This window comes from Thermostichus vulcanus str. 'Rupite', assembly GCF_022848905.1.
GTDB lineage: Bacteria > Cyanobacteriota > Cyanobacteriia > Thermostichales > Thermostichaceae > Thermostichus > Thermostichus vulcanus_A.
The window spans coordinates 59,854-76,685 of record NZ_JAFIRA010000006.1; the positions used below are offsets into that span (position 1 = coordinate 59,854).

Annotated in this window: 13 protein-coding genes; 6 read left to right on the forward strand and 7 right to left on the reverse strand. The window is 54.3% G+C overall.

The window, feature by feature from the left end:
* Positions 1 to 148 precede the first annotated feature (148 nt).
* The 3 genes from JX360_RS04095 to JX360_RS04105 form a co-directional block, all read right to left on the reverse strand.
* Positions 149 to 745, reverse strand: coding sequence for a response regulator transcription factor (locus tag JX360_RS04095; protein WP_244349320.1), 597 nt, complete (start codon positions 743 to 745; stop codon positions 149 to 151).
* Positions 746 to 845: 100 nt separating this feature from the next.
* Complete coding sequence (locus JX360_RS04100) at positions 846 to 2,018, reverse strand: RNA-guided endonuclease TnpB family protein (protein ID WP_244349321.1); 1,173 nt, start codon at positions 2,016 to 2,018, stop codon at positions 846 to 848.
* Between the two features lie 108 nt (positions 2,019 to 2,126).
* Positions 2,127 to 4,949: a GAF domain-containing protein gene (locus JX360_RS04105; RefSeq protein ID WP_244349322.1), complete on the reverse strand. Its 2,823-nt coding sequence runs from the start codon at positions 4,947 to 4,949 to the stop codon at positions 2,127 to 2,129.
* A 522-nt stretch (positions 4,950 to 5,471) separates the two neighbouring features.
* On the opposite strand from JX360_RS04105, the gene JX360_RS04110 reads away from it, so the two are divergent.
* The 4 genes from JX360_RS04110 to JX360_RS04125 all read left to right on the forward strand — a co-directional run bounded on the left by JX360_RS04110 (position 5,472) and on the right by JX360_RS04125 (position 8,921).
* Positions 5,472 to 7,193, forward strand: coding sequence for an ABC-F family ATP-binding cassette domain-containing protein (locus JX360_RS04110; RefSeq protein WP_244349323.1), 1,722 nt, complete (start codon positions 5,472 to 5,474; stop codon positions 7,191 to 7,193).
* Between the two features lie 18 nt (positions 7,194 to 7,211).
* Positions 7,212 to 7,847, forward strand: coding sequence for a riboflavin synthase (locus tag JX360_RS04115; RefSeq protein WP_244349324.1), 636 nt, complete (start codon positions 7,212 to 7,214; stop codon positions 7,845 to 7,847).
* A 41-nt stretch (positions 7,848 to 7,888) separates the two neighbouring features.
* Complete coding sequence (locus JX360_RS04120; protein WP_244349325.1) at positions 7,889 to 8,467, forward strand: shikimate kinase; 579 nt, start codon at positions 7,889 to 7,891, stop codon at positions 8,465 to 8,467.
* A 256-nt stretch (positions 8,468 to 8,723) separates the two neighbouring features.
* Complete coding sequence (locus tag JX360_RS04125) at positions 8,724 to 8,921, forward strand: hypothetical protein (RefSeq protein WP_244349327.1); 198 nt, start codon at positions 8,724 to 8,726, stop codon at positions 8,919 to 8,921.
* A gap of 87 nt (positions 8,922 to 9,008) precedes the next feature.
* Here the strand turns inward: JX360_RS04125 and JX360_RS04130 are convergent, their stop codons facing one another.
* The 3 genes from JX360_RS04130 to pyrR all read right to left on the reverse strand — a co-directional run bounded on the left by JX360_RS04130 (position 9,009) and on the right by pyrR (position 11,313).
* A complete protein-coding gene (locus JX360_RS04130) occupies positions 9,009 to 9,572 on the reverse strand; it encodes a Uma2 family endonuclease (RefSeq protein ID WP_244349329.1) in 564 nt (187 codons plus the stop codon).
* Positions 9,573 to 9,708: 136 nt separating this feature from the next.
* Entirely contained in the window at positions 9,709 to 10,701 is a 993-nt protein-coding gene (locus JX360_RS04135) for a putative 2-dehydropantoate 2-reductase (protein ID WP_279611240.1), read from the reverse strand.
* 63 nt (positions 10,702 to 10,764) lie between these two features.
* Positions 10,765 to 11,313: a bifunctional pyr operon transcriptional regulator/uracil phosphoribosyltransferase PyrR gene (gene pyrR / locus JX360_RS04140; RefSeq protein WP_244349332.1), complete on the reverse strand. Its 549-nt coding sequence runs from the start codon at positions 11,311 to 11,313 to the stop codon at positions 10,765 to 10,767.
* A 153-nt stretch (positions 11,314 to 11,466) separates the two neighbouring features.
* On the opposite strand from pyrR, the gene JX360_RS04145 reads away from it, so the two are divergent.
* A complete protein-coding gene (locus JX360_RS04145; protein WP_244349333.1) occupies positions 11,467 to 12,000 on the forward strand; it encodes a pentapeptide repeat-containing protein in 534 nt (177 codons plus the stop codon).
* Between the two features lie 90 nt (positions 12,001 to 12,090).
* Here JX360_RS04145 and JX360_RS04150 read toward each other — a convergent pair whose 3' ends face one another.
* On the reverse strand, positions 12,091 to 12,828 hold the full coding sequence (locus tag JX360_RS04150) for a biliverdin-producing heme oxygenase (protein ID WP_341830527.1): 738 nt from the start codon (positions 12,826 to 12,828) through the stop codon (positions 12,091 to 12,093).
* A gap of 516 nt (positions 12,829 to 13,344) precedes the next feature.
* On the opposite strand from JX360_RS04150, the gene rpoB reads away from it, so the two are divergent.
* Positions 13,345 to 16,743, forward strand: a complete 3,399-nt coding sequence (gene rpoB / locus JX360_RS04155; RefSeq protein WP_244349335.1) for a DNA-directed RNA polymerase subunit beta — start codon at positions 13,345 to 13,347, stop codon at positions 16,741 to 16,743.
* Positions 16,744 to 16,832 lie beyond the last annotated feature (89 nt).

A 16,832-nucleotide genomic window follows, 5' to 3' on the forward strand; every position in this document is an offset into this window, starting at 1 on the left:
TCTCAGATGACGGAAAGGAGAAAGACACCTAAAAACAAGGGATCCCTTGCCAAGATGCCAAACTAGCAACAGTATGCAGGTGATCATTGCCACCGGACATCCCCACCTCTGGGGGGAACCCAAGCCCCCTCTACACGTCCTTTACGAATTACAAAAGGCCCAGTTGTTGGGCCTTAAATAGGGCGGTGACGCGGTCGCTAGCCTCTAGTTTGCGGTAGGCGGTGCTGGCATATTCCTTCACGGTTTCAATGCTCAGGCCGAGGCGACGGGCGATCTGTTTGTTGGCTAAGCCCTCCATCATCAGTTGCAGCACACACAGCTCGCGGGGGGTTAGTTTGGGCAGCTCTTGTTTGGCGGGTAACCAATCTTGTTCTGGTGCAGCCAAGATGTGCCGGATCATCTGGGCCAAGTCTGCCGGATCGGTTTCTTTGGACAGGTAGCCTTTGGCCCCCGCTTGGCGGGCTGCTTCGATCAAGGCCGGCTCTTGAAAGGTGGTCATCAACAGCACTACCAAGGGCAATCCCATCTCGGTAATCTGCTGGCAGGCAACAATACCATCTCCATCCGGCATCCGCACATCCAAAATGGCGACATCAATCGGGGCCTCTCGGCAACAGCGCACCGCCTGGGATCCCGTTTCTGCTTCTGCTACGACCTCAAACCCTTGCGCTTGCAGAGCAAACTTCAACCCCAGCCGGAACAGGGGATGATCGTCGGCGATGAGAATGCGAACGGGAGAGCTCATGCCAGGAGGGATCCCAGGTGGAAGGTGGGCTGATCCTAGTCTGCCCAGCAACAGAACCCTATTGACACTCCCCCGGTTAGAAACCGGGGGATTCTCCCTTCTAGCTCCCCACAGCTTGAAGTTGTGGAGGATTCATGGAGTTCAGGGGATTGCCAACTACCCCATCCCCTGAGCCGACCCTGCCTATTACGGGCAGGGCTTCTTTTAGACTCAAGGGACACGAAAAGCCGTCCCACCGAGCAATGTTTATTGCGGCATTCCAGTCCGCGTCACAGCAATACCCGTCCTGCCCAGTGAACAGATGCCCACTCCTTTTCCCAATCAATCCTGTCCTGTGGTCGGTTTTGGATGTGTAGGCAGCCGGACGCTTGTGCAGCGTCCTACCCGCCATTTCCAGCTTGTAGGCAACCTTCCACTCCAGGTCGTAGTACGACCAGGTATGGCGCGATTTCCCGGCATCCGAACGCGCCTTCTGGCTCTGTCTGGATTGGCGGATACCCGAGAGGTCTTCCATCCACACATCTGCATTTACCGCATTGGCAAACCGTACAATGCGACGGCTAACGGTGTGGTTGACCGCCCTCATCCAACGGGCTTCTTTGCGCTCCAGTCGCTTGAGTGCTCGGTATTTACCCGCCTGTTGCAACTGGGCACGACGCTTCTGGAAACGCCGACGACGATAGGCTACCTCTCCACCCCCAAAAAACACCGCCCGACCCCAACGGGTGGCCGCCACTGCCAAACGGTTCTGCCCACGGTCAACACCCAGCCGCTCCGTACTCTTCACTTCGGGAACTTCCCAAGTGATAGATACAACCGCGTACCAACAGCCCCGTAGCTTCATGAGTTTCAAGGTTCCCCGTTCACAATCCTGTTCGGCCAGGATGCGCTCAAGACGCTCGGCATAGTAGGAACTGCTAACCTCAAGGGGAACCCGCTTGTCACCCTGAATCGTGGGAAAACTCACCGAGTAGGTGCTACCTACTTTGTGCAGCTTCCAGTTTTGGTTGTTGACCTCTGGCCAGAACACTTTGAAGTGCTTGACCCGCTGGCCGGCTTTCCCCTTCAGGACACGAATCACCTGGTTGGAGAGGGCCGACTTGAGTGGTGTCACCACTTTGGCGGTTGTCAAGGCTTTTCGTTCCTTCGGACTGATGCGGAGCAGTTCGTTTGCCAGTGCGGTTGTCGCACAAACCGTCTGGTTAAACATCTCTGCTTTGACCGCATTGAGGTCAAGAAACTTGAGCTTGAGTGTCGTGGTGACCCGTTTCATGGGGACTATTGTACTGTTTCTGTTGCTGAATAAATTCAGCCTGTGCGCTTATATCCCCCGGTTAGAAACCGGGGGCTTTACGCTGCTCTTCGTAACGTGAAGAAAAGTTCACTGAGGTTGTAGAGGCAACTCCAAAATAAAGCGGGTTTCGTTCTGCTCACTTTCGGCCCTAAGGGATCCCTGGAGGCGTTCGGCAACTTTTTGGCTTAAGGCCAAGCCCAGACCCGTACCCCCATGTTTCCACGGATCGTTGTTGGGCACCCGGTAAAACTTATCAAACACCCGCGCCAGTTCTTCTGGGGGAATGACCACGCCTGTATTCACCACCTGCAGTTGCCAAGTATTCTCCAGAAATGCAACGGAGACTGTGATCCGTTCCCCGGCTGGGGTGTACTTGCAGGCATTGGTGAGCAGCTCTGTGAAAAGCCGCTCCAGATACCCTGCAGAGGTGATGATGGGGGGCAGCCTTTCTGGCAAAAACAGGGTGAGGCTTTGGGCGTGGGAGGCAGCCCGTTCCCGAAAGGGATCCAACTGTCGGGGCAGCCAGTCTTGGAGGTTAAGGGTGTCCCATTCCAGCGGTTGGGTATTGGCATCGAGGCGGGAAAGTTCCAAAAGGTCGTTGATCAAGTTGGTTTCTCGGGCACATTCCTGGTCGAGAATTGACAAATAGCGTTGGATGAGCGCTTCATTTTCGCCAGAAATATCGATTCGATCCAGCACCAGCGAGAGCATCTTGGCAGCCATTTTGATGCTGGCCATCGGGGAACGCAACTCATGAGAAACCGTGCTGAGGAAATCATCCTTTAGTTGGTTCAGTCGCTCCAGTTCTTGCACTTGGGCCAGAGAGGCTTTGTAGAGACGGGCTTGTCGCAGGGCAATGGCACATTGGTTGGCCACCTGCTGAATCATCCGCACTTCCGCATCGCTGAACACCGCCAATGCGGGCTTGTAAAGCCACATATCCCCCAAGACTTGGTGCTCATCCTGAAGGGGGCAACTGAGCACCGTAAATCGTTCTGCGGGATCTGGGGAAGGGTTGCGATAGGAAGGGCTTTCCCGCAGACAAAATTGTATCGACTGGCCCTGCAAAAGTTGGTGATACAGATCGGGAAAGTCCTGGAAGGCGGTTACTTTGCCCAAGGCAGGCAACAATCCTGGGCTATTGAGGTTGAGATATTCGTGATTGATCGTTGAGGATTGACTGTCGTGGTGATAGAGAGCGGTATCGCAGCAAATGATCTGAAGTTGACGGCCTAATTCTTCGACCGCAGTTTGTAGAATGTAGTCTTCATTCAGGCTGTCACGCACTTTTTCGATGATGCCTTTGACCAGAGATTCAAACTCGAGGGCCTGTCGTAGTTGTCGGGTGCGCTCATCCACCATGTCTTCTAGGTCGGTGTTTAGTTGGCGTACCTGTTGGTAAAGCTGAGATTGGTGAATGGCGATGGCCACTTGGTCGGCTAAATGTTTGAGGAGATCCACCTCATGATTTTGCCAGTGGCGAGGGCCACGACAATGATGGGCGATCAACAAACCCCACAGGGATCCCTCTTGCAAAATCGGCACCACCAAATTGGCCCGCACCTGATGTTGCTTGAGCAACTGAACATGGCAGGGATTAAGACCAGCAGTTTCTATATCTTCGATGGCTTTGACACGCCCTTGCTGATAAGGCGCAACAAAGGACTGGGCAAAGCAATTGTCATAAATGTTGGATCCTAAAATCGGTCGCCAGGGATCCGCTACAGCCTCGGTGACCACATCTCCACTCCAATCGGGCCGAAAGCGGAAGATAATGACCCGATCTGTTTGCAGTAGGGATCGTACTTCCGAAACGGTTGTGTTAAGAATTTGATCAAGATCCAAAGATTCACGGATGTGATGAGAAATTTCTGTAAGCAGCTTCGTTTGTTGCAGTTGCTGTTGTAACGCTTGTTCCGTCGTTTTTAGTAGGCCGATATCTTGCGTGTTGCCAATGATGCGGATGATCTGTCCTTGCGGATCCCGTAGAGCTACCCCTCGATCCAACACAAACACATCAGATCCATCTCGATGGCGAACCCGGTATTCACACTGAAATTGGTCTTGCTTTCCGGCAAAAAGCTGTTCAAACTCAGCCATACAAGCCGGTAAATCTTCGGGATGGATACGCTCCATCCACCAATCTGCAGTTGGTGCTGCCTCCTCCTCTCGAAAGCCCAGAAGCTCAAACAAACCCCTCTCCCGCAGAACCGAATTGGCCCGGGGATCCCATTCGTAGACGATACCTTTGGCCACCTGGGTCGCTAAAGAGTAGCGCTCATGACTTTGGCGCAGCCCCTCTTCCATCTGTTTGTTGTGAGCCAATAGGGCCAGGTAATTGGCCAAACTGATCCAGCCAGCCAACTGCTCCCTATCCACTGCGATGGGCTGGGGATGAGCCAAACTGAGAGTGCCCATCGCTTCTTCCCCAAACAGCATCGGAATGCAAACAAAGGTGCCAATCTTCAGCTGGCTGAGCAAGCTATTGCGATCACAGGCTTTCTCTTCTTTGGGAGTATAGGTCTTTACGAAAGGTTGCTTCTGCTGCACCACAATCCCTGAGCAGGTCTCCTCCACAGGCACTTCCAAAACCGAGAGGCCTGGCGGCATCGGGATCCCGACCATACCCTCGAATACCATGACTTGGCGGGCTGTATCGTATCGCGCAATCGCCACCATTGGAAATTCTGTAGCTTCCGCAATTTGAGCTGCTGCCGACTGAAACGCTTCCCGTAGAGTTGTGGTCACCAGATGCAGTTGCGAAAGATGGTGGAGGAGCTGCAATTCTCGGTTCTTTTTTTCCAAATCTCGTTTGGTTTGCTTGAACTGTTCCACATCAGGGCTGTCTGGGAAATTGTATGCTGTACCAGACGGGATCGCAGCCGTCAGCATACGTCGTGAAATGGCCATAGCAAGGTTACCCCTTTATCACCTTCAACCTAACCTCAAAAAATCTTCTTGATATCATCCAGATCAATTCAAAAAATAAAAAAACTTCACTCCGTTCTTCCAGAATCTATCTGGCAGAATCTATCTGGAATAAGTGTTCGTTCACCCTTGTCGAATCGGAGGACTCACCCTCAAGCAGGCAGATCTATTCATCCCTCCTCCTGCTCCGCTGGGATCCCATCAACTTCCCCTGAATGAGTAGTGACCGCGCCTCCTTTAGGTCTTCTTTATTATTTCACTCTGGCGCGGAGTGTAACAAAAAACGCCATAAACTGTAACCTTAGTTACATCCCTGTCCTGCCAACCCCTTGGGGATCCCAGCGGAAGACTGAGGCCAAAGGAGGTAAGCCATGCGTGGACGGGGATCCCAGGACTGCGTAAGATCAGATAGGAATGTAAAGAAATCGCCACAGGGCTGCTGGAGTCAGACACCCTCTGTCCTGCTTCGTCGAATCGGCATCGATCACCCACACAAGGAACACCATGCTGCGACTGGAACACATCAGCAAGATCTACCCGACGGGCGAGGTACTCAAGGACGTGAATTGGGAGGTCAAACCTGGAGATCGCATTGGCTTGGTGGGGGTGAACGGAGCCGGGAAAACCACCCAACTGAAGATCATCTCTGGGCAAGAGGAGCCCACCGCCGGAGAAGTGATTCGCCCCGCCAGTTTGCATATTGCCTATCTCACCCAAGAATTTGAGGTGGTGGATCCCGGGCGCACCGTGCGGGAGGAGTTTTGGACGGTTTTTGAAGAAGCAAATCGTATCCAACTGGAGCTATCTCAAGTCACCCGGCAGATGGAGCAGGCGGATCCCGATACCCTGGAAACCCTGTTGCACCGCATGGATCGTCTGCAACGACAATTTGAGAGTTTACATGGCTATGAATTGGATGCCCGCATCGACAAAATTTTACCGGAGATGGGGTTTGAGCCGGAAGATAGCGACCGCTTGGTGAGTGCCTTTAGTGGTGGCTGGCAAATGCGCATGAGCTTAGGCAAAATCCTATTGCAAAAGCCTGATTTGCTGCTCTTGGATGAACCAACCAACCATCTGGATCTAGAGACCATTGAGTGGCTAGAAACCTATTTGAAGGGCCTAACCATTCCAATGGTGATCGTTTCTCATGACCGCGAATTTTTGGATCGGCTTTGTACCCAAATTGTCGAAACAGAACGAGGGGTATCCACCACCTATTTGGGCAACTATTCTCAATATCTACTGCAAAAAGCCGAGCAACGGGAAACCCAGCAGGCCACCTACGAGCGGCAACAGAAGGAAATTGAAAAGCAGCAAGCCTTTGTGGATCGCTTCCGGGCCAGCGCCACCCGCAGTACCCAGGCCAAAAGCCGTGAAAAACAACTGGAGAAGATCGAACGGGTTCAAGCTCCCGTCGGAGATGTGCGTACCCTTAAGTTTCGCTTTCCCCCTGCCCCCCGCAGTGGCCGTGAGGTGGTAAAAATTGAGAATCTAACCCACAGTTATGGCGACAAAATTTTATTTTTGGGAGCAGAACTGCTGATCGAGCGAGGGGATCGCATTGCCTTCCTAGGGCCAAATGGGGCCGGGAAATCCACCCTCCTGCGCCTGATTATCGGTCTAGAGCAACCTACTGAGGGATCCATCCAACTGGGGGTACACAACGTCATTCCCTCCTACTTTGAGCAAAACCAAGCGGAGGCGTTGGATCTCAACAAAACCGTCATGGACACGATCCACGACGAAGTGCCCGATTGGAAAAACGAAGAAGTGCGCACTCTGCTCGGGCGCTTTCTGTTTAGTGGCGATACGGTGTTTAAGAAGGTTGCGGCCCTCAGTGGAGGAGAAAAGGCTCGCCTAGCGCTGGCGAAAATGTTGCTGCAACCGGCCAATTTGTTAATTCTAGATGAGCCCACCAATCACCTGGATATTCCGGCCAAAGAGATGCTAGAAGAAGCCCTACAGCACTACGATGGCACCGTGATCGTTGTCTCCCATGATCGTTACTTCATCTCAAAAGTGGCCAACAAAATTGTAGAAATCCGCGATGGGGAATTGGTCGCCTACCCAGGGGACTATCACTACTACCTAGAAAAAATTGCAGAAGAAAAAGAGAAAGCCCGCCAGGATCAGCTGGCTGCCGAAAAAGCTGCCAAAGCCGCCGAGAAACGGGCCAAGGAGCGAGAAAAACAGAAAGCCAAAAAAGCAGCTGGCAAAGCCTAAGGTGGGGAGGCAAGTTGGATGTTTACGGGCCTAGTGCAAAGCATGGGTACTGCCCAGTTGATTAGCCCCTCACGGGTACAGGTCACCTGCCCAGCGCTACAGCCGCAACTGGCCTATGGAGATAGCGTTGCCGTGGATGGCCTATGCCTGACGGTGGTCGAAATTCTGCCTGAGGGCTTTCTGGCGGATGTGTCTCCAGAAACGGTGCGGCGCTCCCTATGGGGCCAGGGATCCGGTGTGCGCACGGTGAATTTGGAGCCTTCCCTACGAGTTGGAGATAAGCTAGGGGGCCATTTCGTCAGCGGACACATCGACGGGGTGGGGCAACTTTGGGATCAAGTAGCTACGGGCGATGCCTGGGAGCTGAGTTTCAAGGTTCCCGGCGAGATTGGTCGTTACATTGTGCCTAAGGGCAGTGTGGCAGTGAATGGGGTAAGCCTCACCATTGCCGAGGTGCGTCAGGGGGGCTGTTGGTTTCGTGTGGCCGTCATTCCCCAGACCTATCACGACACCAATCTTTCTCTATTGCAGGCTGGGGATCCCGTCAATGTGGAGGCGGACATGCTGGGCAAATATGTGGAAAAATTGTTGGGCCTGGGTTCACCCGAAAGTTCCATTTCTTTGGAGTTTTTGGCGGAACACGGCTATGTTTAATGGCTATGTTTCACAGATCCATCTAGGTGTGTTCTGCATTCATGATTCATCCAGAAGAAGCGGAGCGATTGCAGGGGGTTAATCTCTACCTCATTGGCATGATGGCCAGTGGCAAATCAACGCTTGGGGTCGAGCTGGCGGCACAGTTGGGGTTTCAATTTTTCGATACCGATGTGCTGGTGGAGCAGGTGGCGGGTTGTCCCATTCCAGACCTTTTTGCAAAACAGGGGGAAGCCTACTTCCGGGATCTAGAAACGCAGGTGCTGGCTCAGCTGAGCAGCTACACACGACTGGTGATCGCCACGGGAGGGGGTATTGTCCTCCGGCCCCAAAATTGGAGCTATTTACACCATGGTCTCACCATCTGGTTGGATGCGGCCCCTGCCCTGATTTGGCAACGGTTGCTCAGGGATCCCGACCAACGCCCTCTGTTGCAAACCCCGGATCCGGAAGCAACCCTCCACAGATTCATGCAGCAGCGGCAACCGTTTTATGCCCAGGCTGATGTGAGGGTCTCCATCCCGTCGGAAATCAGCCCGCCCCAGTTGGCAGAACAGGTTTGGCAAGCAATTCGCACCCGCCTGCGGGAAGGGATCCCTTCTAAGCTGAATACCTGCTGAACTTTCAGGTGATCCTGTGTACTCCTGACAGCCCTTTGCGCCAAGGGCACACTAGCACGTCTGTCTCCGACAGGCTTTCCTGGCCCCAACACCTGTCACCTGGCAGGGGGTTAATCCCCCTCGCGACAGCGGTGCAGGGCACTCTAGCCCTTTTGAAATTTGAAATGGGTTAGGGACACCACCGTTGTTGTCGTAAACCCGCGTTCACTTTCGGGGTGGCGCAGCCTGCCGTAGGCATTGTTGCTACGCAACGCTAATGCTACGCGACACGCGACTGCGGAGCATTAAAGGGCTGTGGCACCATAGCCTCATGTTTGGGATCCCACTCGGTTGTGCCGGTATGACAGGATTCGCCGACTCTCTCTCCACACGCTTGGGGATCCCGGTGATTGATCCGATTGTGGCGGCAACCTCGCTAGCGTTGGCGCTCGCCCGCATGGCTGCTACTGGATGATGCTCTTTCCCAGACACTTTGGAGCTAGGATTTGGAGCTAGGAATAGACAAAAAATGTTTTAGATCTAATCCTTAATGGCTGTGCTCTCACTCAACCAACCAGGCAAATAAGTCTTTGATTTTTAGTTTCAGCTCGCTTGCAAAGGGTGGGCTGGGAATAATGTCATCTGGTACTTCAAAGATCTCGGTTTCTTGCTTTGGACGATAGACTAGAACTGTCCGTTCCGCCGGATCGATCAGCCAACCCATCTGGGATCCATGTTTCAAACAGTGAAGGATCTTTTTGATCACTCTTGTTTGGTTCTGTTCAGGAGATAGAATTTCAATGATCCAATCTGGAGCGATAGAAAACACGTTGGCAACTTCACCATTCTGATCACGAGGGATCCGATTCCAAAGGAGAACCACAATATCAGGAACTACAGATTGATCAGCAAAAGTGCAGCGCAGCTTAGGAAATGCACGAGCAATTCGGTTAACTTTCACCACAGCATTGATAGCCGTTATTAGTTCCCCTTGGATGGCACTATGTTTCCCTTGAGGCATCGGTTTCTGGATGACTTGGCCATCTATATATTCATAAGCAGGCTTGGTTTCAGGTAACTGTAAAAACTCAGCCAAAGTCAGTGTTTTAGAAGGCGTTTGTACCATACAAGACCTACTCATCCCCTAGAAGCGGGCTACTATCTTAATCTAAGCACTCAATCAGACCCACCGACCCAAGCCAGTACCACGGGAGGCTGTTCCCTCAAAAAGAATGAGGAGTCTTGAATTTTTATCCTTTGGCTCAACCCTCCTCCTGCTTTAACTGATCCCATCCAGACACAGGGATCCCTCGATTCAATCGATCCAACACCTGCAACTGCCGATACAGCATCTCGATGCGGGGTAGGTGGATCCCAGCTTGTTGGGCATAGCGCAGGGGGTTAGCAAAAATGGCTTGCAGTTCCAGGGGGCGTTTGCGTTCGTAGTCGATTTTCATGCTGGTGCGGTAGGGAGCCATCTTTTCAGTGTTGGTCAGCATTTGCCCGATCACTGCATCGGGAATCTGGCGATGGCAGGCAGCCGCTCCCTCTACCACTTCCCTCATCAATGTTTCCGCCAAAGCACGGGCATCGGGATCCGCGATCATCTGTTGAGTATCGGCATTAAAGACCACCGATAGGCCGTTGAAAGGAATGTTCCAAACCAACTTTTGCCAGCGGGCCATCATCAAATCGGGGGAGAGGGATGTCGGGATCCCCGCCCGTTGAAAATCCGCTTGGACTTGTTCGAGGCGGGGGGTGATCCCTTGGGCAGCATAGTCGGGGCCATATTGGGCCAGCAGCACTGAGCCATAGTCCAAGTGGTGAATGTGGCCGGGGCCAACTTTGTTGGAGCTGATGAAACACAAGCCCCCGATCACCCGTTCCGCACCCACAGACTCGGCAATTTCAGGTTCCACCCCCAACCCGTTTTGCAATAGGATGACCACGCCATTCTCCGCCAATACCGGCGGGATTAATTGCGGCAGGAGGGCATTTTGGGTGGCTTTCAAAGCTACGATCACCCCTTCACAAACGGGCATATCCAGGACGGAGGAATAGGCATTCACCTGCGGCAGGTGGAAATCCCCCCAACAGGACTGCACCCGCAACCCCTTTTGGCGAACGTGCTCGTAGTCGCTGTGGAGCAGAAAATGGACCGCAAAGCCTGCCTGTTGCAGTTTGGCCCCGTAAAATCCTCCCAAAGCACCTGTACCCAACACAGCATAACGACGGGTTTCCGGCAGCAAGGACATGGTGAAGCAGTTTGGCAGGTCATCCCCAAAATACCGCACTGCGGATCCCGGTCTTGCCCCAGCCTAGCGAGGGCTTTCCTGATCTGGAGCACACAGCAACACCCCTTCCTCCCCATCGACTTCCTGTAGATGCACCCGCACAATTTGCTTCGGCTCCGTTGGCAACTGTTGGCCACAGTAATCCGGTTGAATGGGAAACTGCCGATGCCCCCGGTCAATCAATACTGCTAATCGCACCCGCTCTGGTCGTCCGAAATGGTTGAGGGCTTCCAAAGCTGCCCGAATCGTACGGCCTCGAAAAATGACATCATCCACCAGTACCACCTCTTTGCCGGTCAGGTCCCGCGGCATCTCGCTCCGGTCTGGGGTGCGCAACCTGCCACTGCCCAAATCATCCCGAAAGAAGGTAATGTCTAACTCCCCCACCTGGGGTGGGATCCCAAACCGAGCCGCCAGCTGATCCCGCAACCGATAGGCCAAAGGAACCCCGCGGGTGCGAATTCCGATCAACGCCAGCTGTTCCAAATGCGGATGATCCGCCCCAATCTCACTGGCCAGCCGATTGATCAACCTCGCCAAGTGCTCTGCATTGAGGATCTCAACTTTGGACATGGATCCCTACCGCCCCCTCACCGATAGTGCCCCGCACCTCGCCCAGCGAGTCGCAGATTCAGCCCATAAAAGGCCAAGATAGCCCAATCTACAAGCGGGATCCCCATCCGGTAGGATAAAAATAACCCCCCAGTCTCGGTAGGTTAGGGATCCATGATGTTTGCTGCCCTGTCCGCGTCCTTTCTGGCGAGAACAGCTCCGTTAACCCGTCTCTTCCGGGGTATCTTGGTCTTCTTACTGATGATTGGCCTGTTGATGATTTTGTTCGGATCCCCAGCCCAGGCAGAAGACTACACCAAGCGGGATCTGCAGGGGATGAACTTTGCTGGACAAGACCTGACCGGCTCCAAATTTCTCAAAGCCAACCTGCGCCAGAGTGATCTTAGCCACGTTAAGGCTGCGGGGGTGAATTTATTTGGGGCCAACTTGAGCAAAGCCAATTTACAGGGGGCGGATCTGCGCAGCGCCACCTTGGATATGGCCAACTTGCAGGGGGCAGATTTGCGAGAAGCCCAACTTCAAGACAGCATGATGTGGTTAGCTCGGGTGGACGGGATCCAAATTGAAGGGGCGGACTTTACCAATGCCCTGATTCGGCAAGATGCTCTCTCCATCCTTTGCGAACGGGCAACAGGCGTGAATCCTGTAACCGGGCGAGCCACCCGCGATACCCTCGAGTGTGAGTGAACCCCAAAAACCAGGAAAAAAGGATCCCTACCCAGGGATCCCTTCCGTACGCATACCCAAATCAGACTGAGGAGCACTCAAGAGCTTGGATTAAGAGCTAGGCGCTGCTGCTTCGGAGCGAGCCGGTTTGCGCTGAAACTGACTTTTCAGAGAGTTCCAGGTCAAACGAGCCATGGACAACAGCCAGTTCCCTTCCAATTCCTTAAACAAATCCATATTCATCTTGAAGGCATAGTTGGCCTCTGCCACGATGCGGTCGATGGTGACCTGATCCAAACCCAAAGCATCCATCTGGGCCCGGTAACGCTGCTTGAACTTACCTTCGTGGGGGATCTGCTCGAAATCGTAAAAGGCTGTTCCCTCTCCTTCCGGCAAATCCATCGCCCGTCGGGCAATTTTCTTGAGAATTTGGCCACCGGACAGATCGCCGATATAGCGGGTATAGGCGTGGGCCACCAGCAACACCGGGTCGTTTTTGGCGATCTCCCGAATCCGCTCCACATACACTTGGCAAGCGGGGGAAGGCTGTACTGTTGAACGCCAGTTGGGGCCGACGAAATAGGCCAAATCCTGTTCAATGCTGGACTTGCGCCACAGCTCCGGGTAGTAGAGCTTGCCCACCACTGGATGCTGCCGCAGTTGCGTGAAGCCCTCTTCCAAAGCACTGTAGACAAAGTAGAAGTTGCCCACGTAGCGGCTGTAGGTGCGCTTGTCCACCACCCCTTTCAGGAAACACTTAATAAACCCAACATTCTCCGCCATCGTGTGAGACTGCTTCGTGCCTTCCCGCAGTTGTACCGACAAACTGGTATTCAAACTCTGACTCACAAAACCCTCCTTGCAAACCAACTTTAAGAACCATCCGAACGGTTTCCTCAGCCTGAGAAGCTTTGTAAACCTATTCCTGTTCGCTTCTCATCCTCGATTGCTTCCCCACTACAACGTGGTAGGGGGAGTTCTCTCAATCCCCCCCATCCAAAACAGCGACAAATCGACGCATTAAAGAGGCCACCTTTACCGACAAGCGCAGCTTGTCACTCCAGCTTGCCAGCACTATCCCACCCCCCAGATCCCCAACGATCCAAGGTCGTGCGAACGGATGGTCAATGATTAGAATAATTCGTCTGAGTATGAATGGATATTAACAATCCTTAAGGCGTAAGCGGGAGGAGAGGCTCTCCCCCGCAGCAGGGGGCGGGATCCGAGGCGGTTCTGCGGGCATTTCCCGGATCCCGAGTGAGGGTGGCGGAGTTGCCCTCTTCCTTTGTAACGTTCGTTGACGATCTTCGAAGGGGTTTCTATAATTGAAGACCTGACTGCAGCGCGACCCCTCCTAAGCAACGCATGACACAATTAGTGCAACTTCCTTCCGCTCCTACCTTTCCTGACCTGGTAGAGATTCAGCGGGAGAGTTTTTTATGGTTTTTGAGAGAAGGGTTTGAAGAGGAGCTCCTCAGCTTTTCCCCTATCGTTGACTATACCGGCAAGTTGGAACTCCATTTCCTGCCGGATTTCCGGCTGGGGGATCCCTCCAAAGGCTACAAAATCAACCAACCCCGCTATGACCCTGAAGAGGCTAAGCGGCGAGATGCTACCTATCAAGCGCAACTGCGTGTGCCCACTCGCCTCATCAACAAAGAGACGGGTGAAATCAAAGATATGGACGTCTTCATCGGCGAGCTGCCTTTGATGACGGATCGGGGTACCTTCATCATCAACGGTGCTGAGCGGGTGATCGTCAACCAGATCGTCCGTAGCCCCGGTGTTTACTACAAGTCGGATTTGGATAAAAACGGTCGCCGCACCTACAGCGCCAGCCTCATTCCCAACCGAGGCGCCTGGCTGAAGTTCGAGACTGACAAAAATAGCCTGGTTTGGGTGCGTATCGACAAAACCCGTAAGCTCTCGGCAGCGGTTCTGCTCAAAGCCCTCGGCCTTAGCGATTCCGAAATTTACGATGGTCTGCGCCACCCCGAATATTTCCAAAAAACCATGGAAAAAGAGGGGCACTACAGCGAAGAAGAAGCCCTGATGGAGCTGTATCGCAAGTTGCGGCCTGGCGAACCTCCGACAGTCTCGGGTGGCCAGCAGTTGCTGGAATCCCGCTTTTTTGACCCCAAACGCTACGACTTGGGCCGGGTTGGTCGCTATAAGCTGAACAAGAAGCTGAATCTGAGTGTGCCGGAAAATGTGCGGGTGCTCACCATCCCCGATATCCTGGCCGTCATCGACTATCTGATCAACCTGGAGTACGACATCGGCCATGTGGACGACATCGACCACCTGGGTAACCGTCGGGTGCGCTCGGTGGGTGAGCTGCTGCAAAACCAAGTGCGGGTGGGCCTGAACCGTCTGGAGCGGATCATTCGGGAACGGATGACGGTCTCTGAGTCGGAAAATCTCACCCCGGCCTCTTTGGTCAACCCCAAGCCCCTGGTGGCGGCAATCAAGGAGTTTTTTGGTTCCAGCCAACTTTCCCAGTTCATGGATCAAACCAATCCCTTGGCGGAGTTGACCCACAAGCGGCGGCTATCCGCCCTAGGCCCCGGTGGCCTGAGTCGGGAACGGGCCGGTTTTGCGGTGCGGGATATTCACCCCAGCCACTATGGTCGGATTTGTCCCATTGAAACTCCGGAAGGGCCGAATGCGGGGTTGATTGGATCCCTGGCTACCCATGCCCGCGTCAACCAGTACGGCTTTGTGGAGAGCCCCTACTACCGCGTTGAGAATGGCTTGGTGCGCAAAGACCTGGGCATGGTTTACCTCACCGCCGATGAGGAAGATGAATATCGAGTGGCTCCGGGGGATGTTCCTGTTGACGCGGAGGGGCGCATTCTCGGTGACTTGGTGCCTGTGCGTTACCGCCAGGAGTTCACCACTGCCCATCCGACGGAGGTGCATTACGTACAGGTGGCGCCGGTACAAGTCATCTCGGTGGCCACGTCCTTGATCCCCTTCCTGGAACACGACGATGCCAACCGTGCGCTGATGGGGGCCAACATGCAACGGCAAGCGGTGCCTTTGCTCAAGCCGGAGCGGCCCTACGTGGGTACGGGCTTGGAAGCACAGGCAGCGCGAGATTCCGGCATGGTGGTGGTGTCCCGCACCAATGGCGTGGTGGTGGATGTTTCTGCCGATCAAGTGGTAGTTCGCCCCGAAGACGGCGGCGATCCGATTATCTACCGCCTGCAAAAGTACCAGCGCTCCAACCAAGATACCTGTCTGAATCAGCGTCCATTGGTTCACGTTGGGGATCGGGTGGTGGCCGGTCAGGTGCTAGCCGATGGCCCTGCCACAGAAGGGGGTGAATTGGCGCTGGGGCAAAATGTCCTGGTGGCCTATATGCCCTGGGAGGGCTATAACTACGAGGATGCCATCTTGATCAGTGAGCGGCTGGTATACGACGATGTCTTCACCTCGGTACACATTGAAAAGCACGAGATCGAAGCTCGGCAAACCAAGCTAGGCCCGGAAGAGATCACCCGTGAGATCCCCAACGTGGGAGAAGATGCTCTGCGCAACCTGGATGAGAACGGGATTGTACGCGTCGGTGCCTGGGTGGAAGCGGGGGATATTCTGGTGGGCAAAGTCACCCCGAAAGGGGAATCGGATCAACCGCCGGAAGAGCGCCTACTGCGAGCCATCTTTGGAGAAAAAGCTCGCGATGTGCGGGACAACTCTCTACGGGTGCCCAACGGTGAGCGGGGTCGGGTGGTGGATGTGCGCATCTTTACCCGTGAACAGGGGGATGAGCTACCGCCAGGCGCCAACATGGTGGTGCGGGTCTACATTGCCCTGAAACGCAAGATCCAAGTGGGGGATAAGATTGCCGGTCGCCACGGCAACAAAGGGATCATCTCCCGCATCTTGCCTTGTGAAGATATGCCCTACCTGCCGGATGGTACGCCGGTGGATGTCGTACTCAATCCCTTGGGGGTGCCCTCCCGCATGAATGTGGGCCAAGTGTTTGAGTGTTTGCTGGGTTGGGCGGCCGAACACTTGGGGGTGCGCTTTAAGCTCATGCCCTTCGACGAGATGCACGGCTTGGAGGCCTCGCGCCTGACGGTAGAAGCCAAACTCAAGGAAGCCCGAGAGAAAACTGGGCGGGATTGGATCTTCAACTCGGAAGGTAAACACTGCGGCAAGGTGCAGGTGTTTGATGGCCGCACGGGTGAACCTTTCGATCAGCCCGTCACGGTGGGCCGTGCCTACATGTTGAAGTTGGTACATTTGGTGGACGACAAAATTCACGCCCGCTCCACTGGGCCCTACTCCTTGGTAACCCAGCAACCCCTGGGTGGGAAGGCGCAGCAGGGGGGTCAGCGCTTTGGGGAAATGGAAGTGTGGGCTTTGGAGGCGTTTGGTGCCGCCTACATCCTGCAGGAGCTGCTCACCGTCAAGTCGGACGATATGGTCGGTCGCAACGAAGCCCTGAATGCCATTGTCAAAGGTAGGCCGATCCCTCGCCCCGGTACACCAGAATCCTTCAAGGTGTTGGTGCGAGAATTGCAGTCCCTCTGCCTAGATGTGTCGGTACACAAGGTGGAAGTGGACGGCGAAGGGCAAACCCGCGATGTGGAAGCGGATCTGATGACGGATGTGTCCGGTCGCCATACTCCCTCGCGGCCCACCTATGAATCCGTCACGTCGGATGACCTCTCCCCCGCACCGGCGGCAGCCTTTGCCTATGCTAGTCGCAGTCATGAAGATGAAGACGACGGAGAGGATGAGGACGACTTTTAATCGCACGTAAAGGGAGCGGGTCGGGATCCCGTTCAGGCTAGGGATGGCAGGGGTCATCCCTACACATCCATCAGATCAGGTGCAAGGGC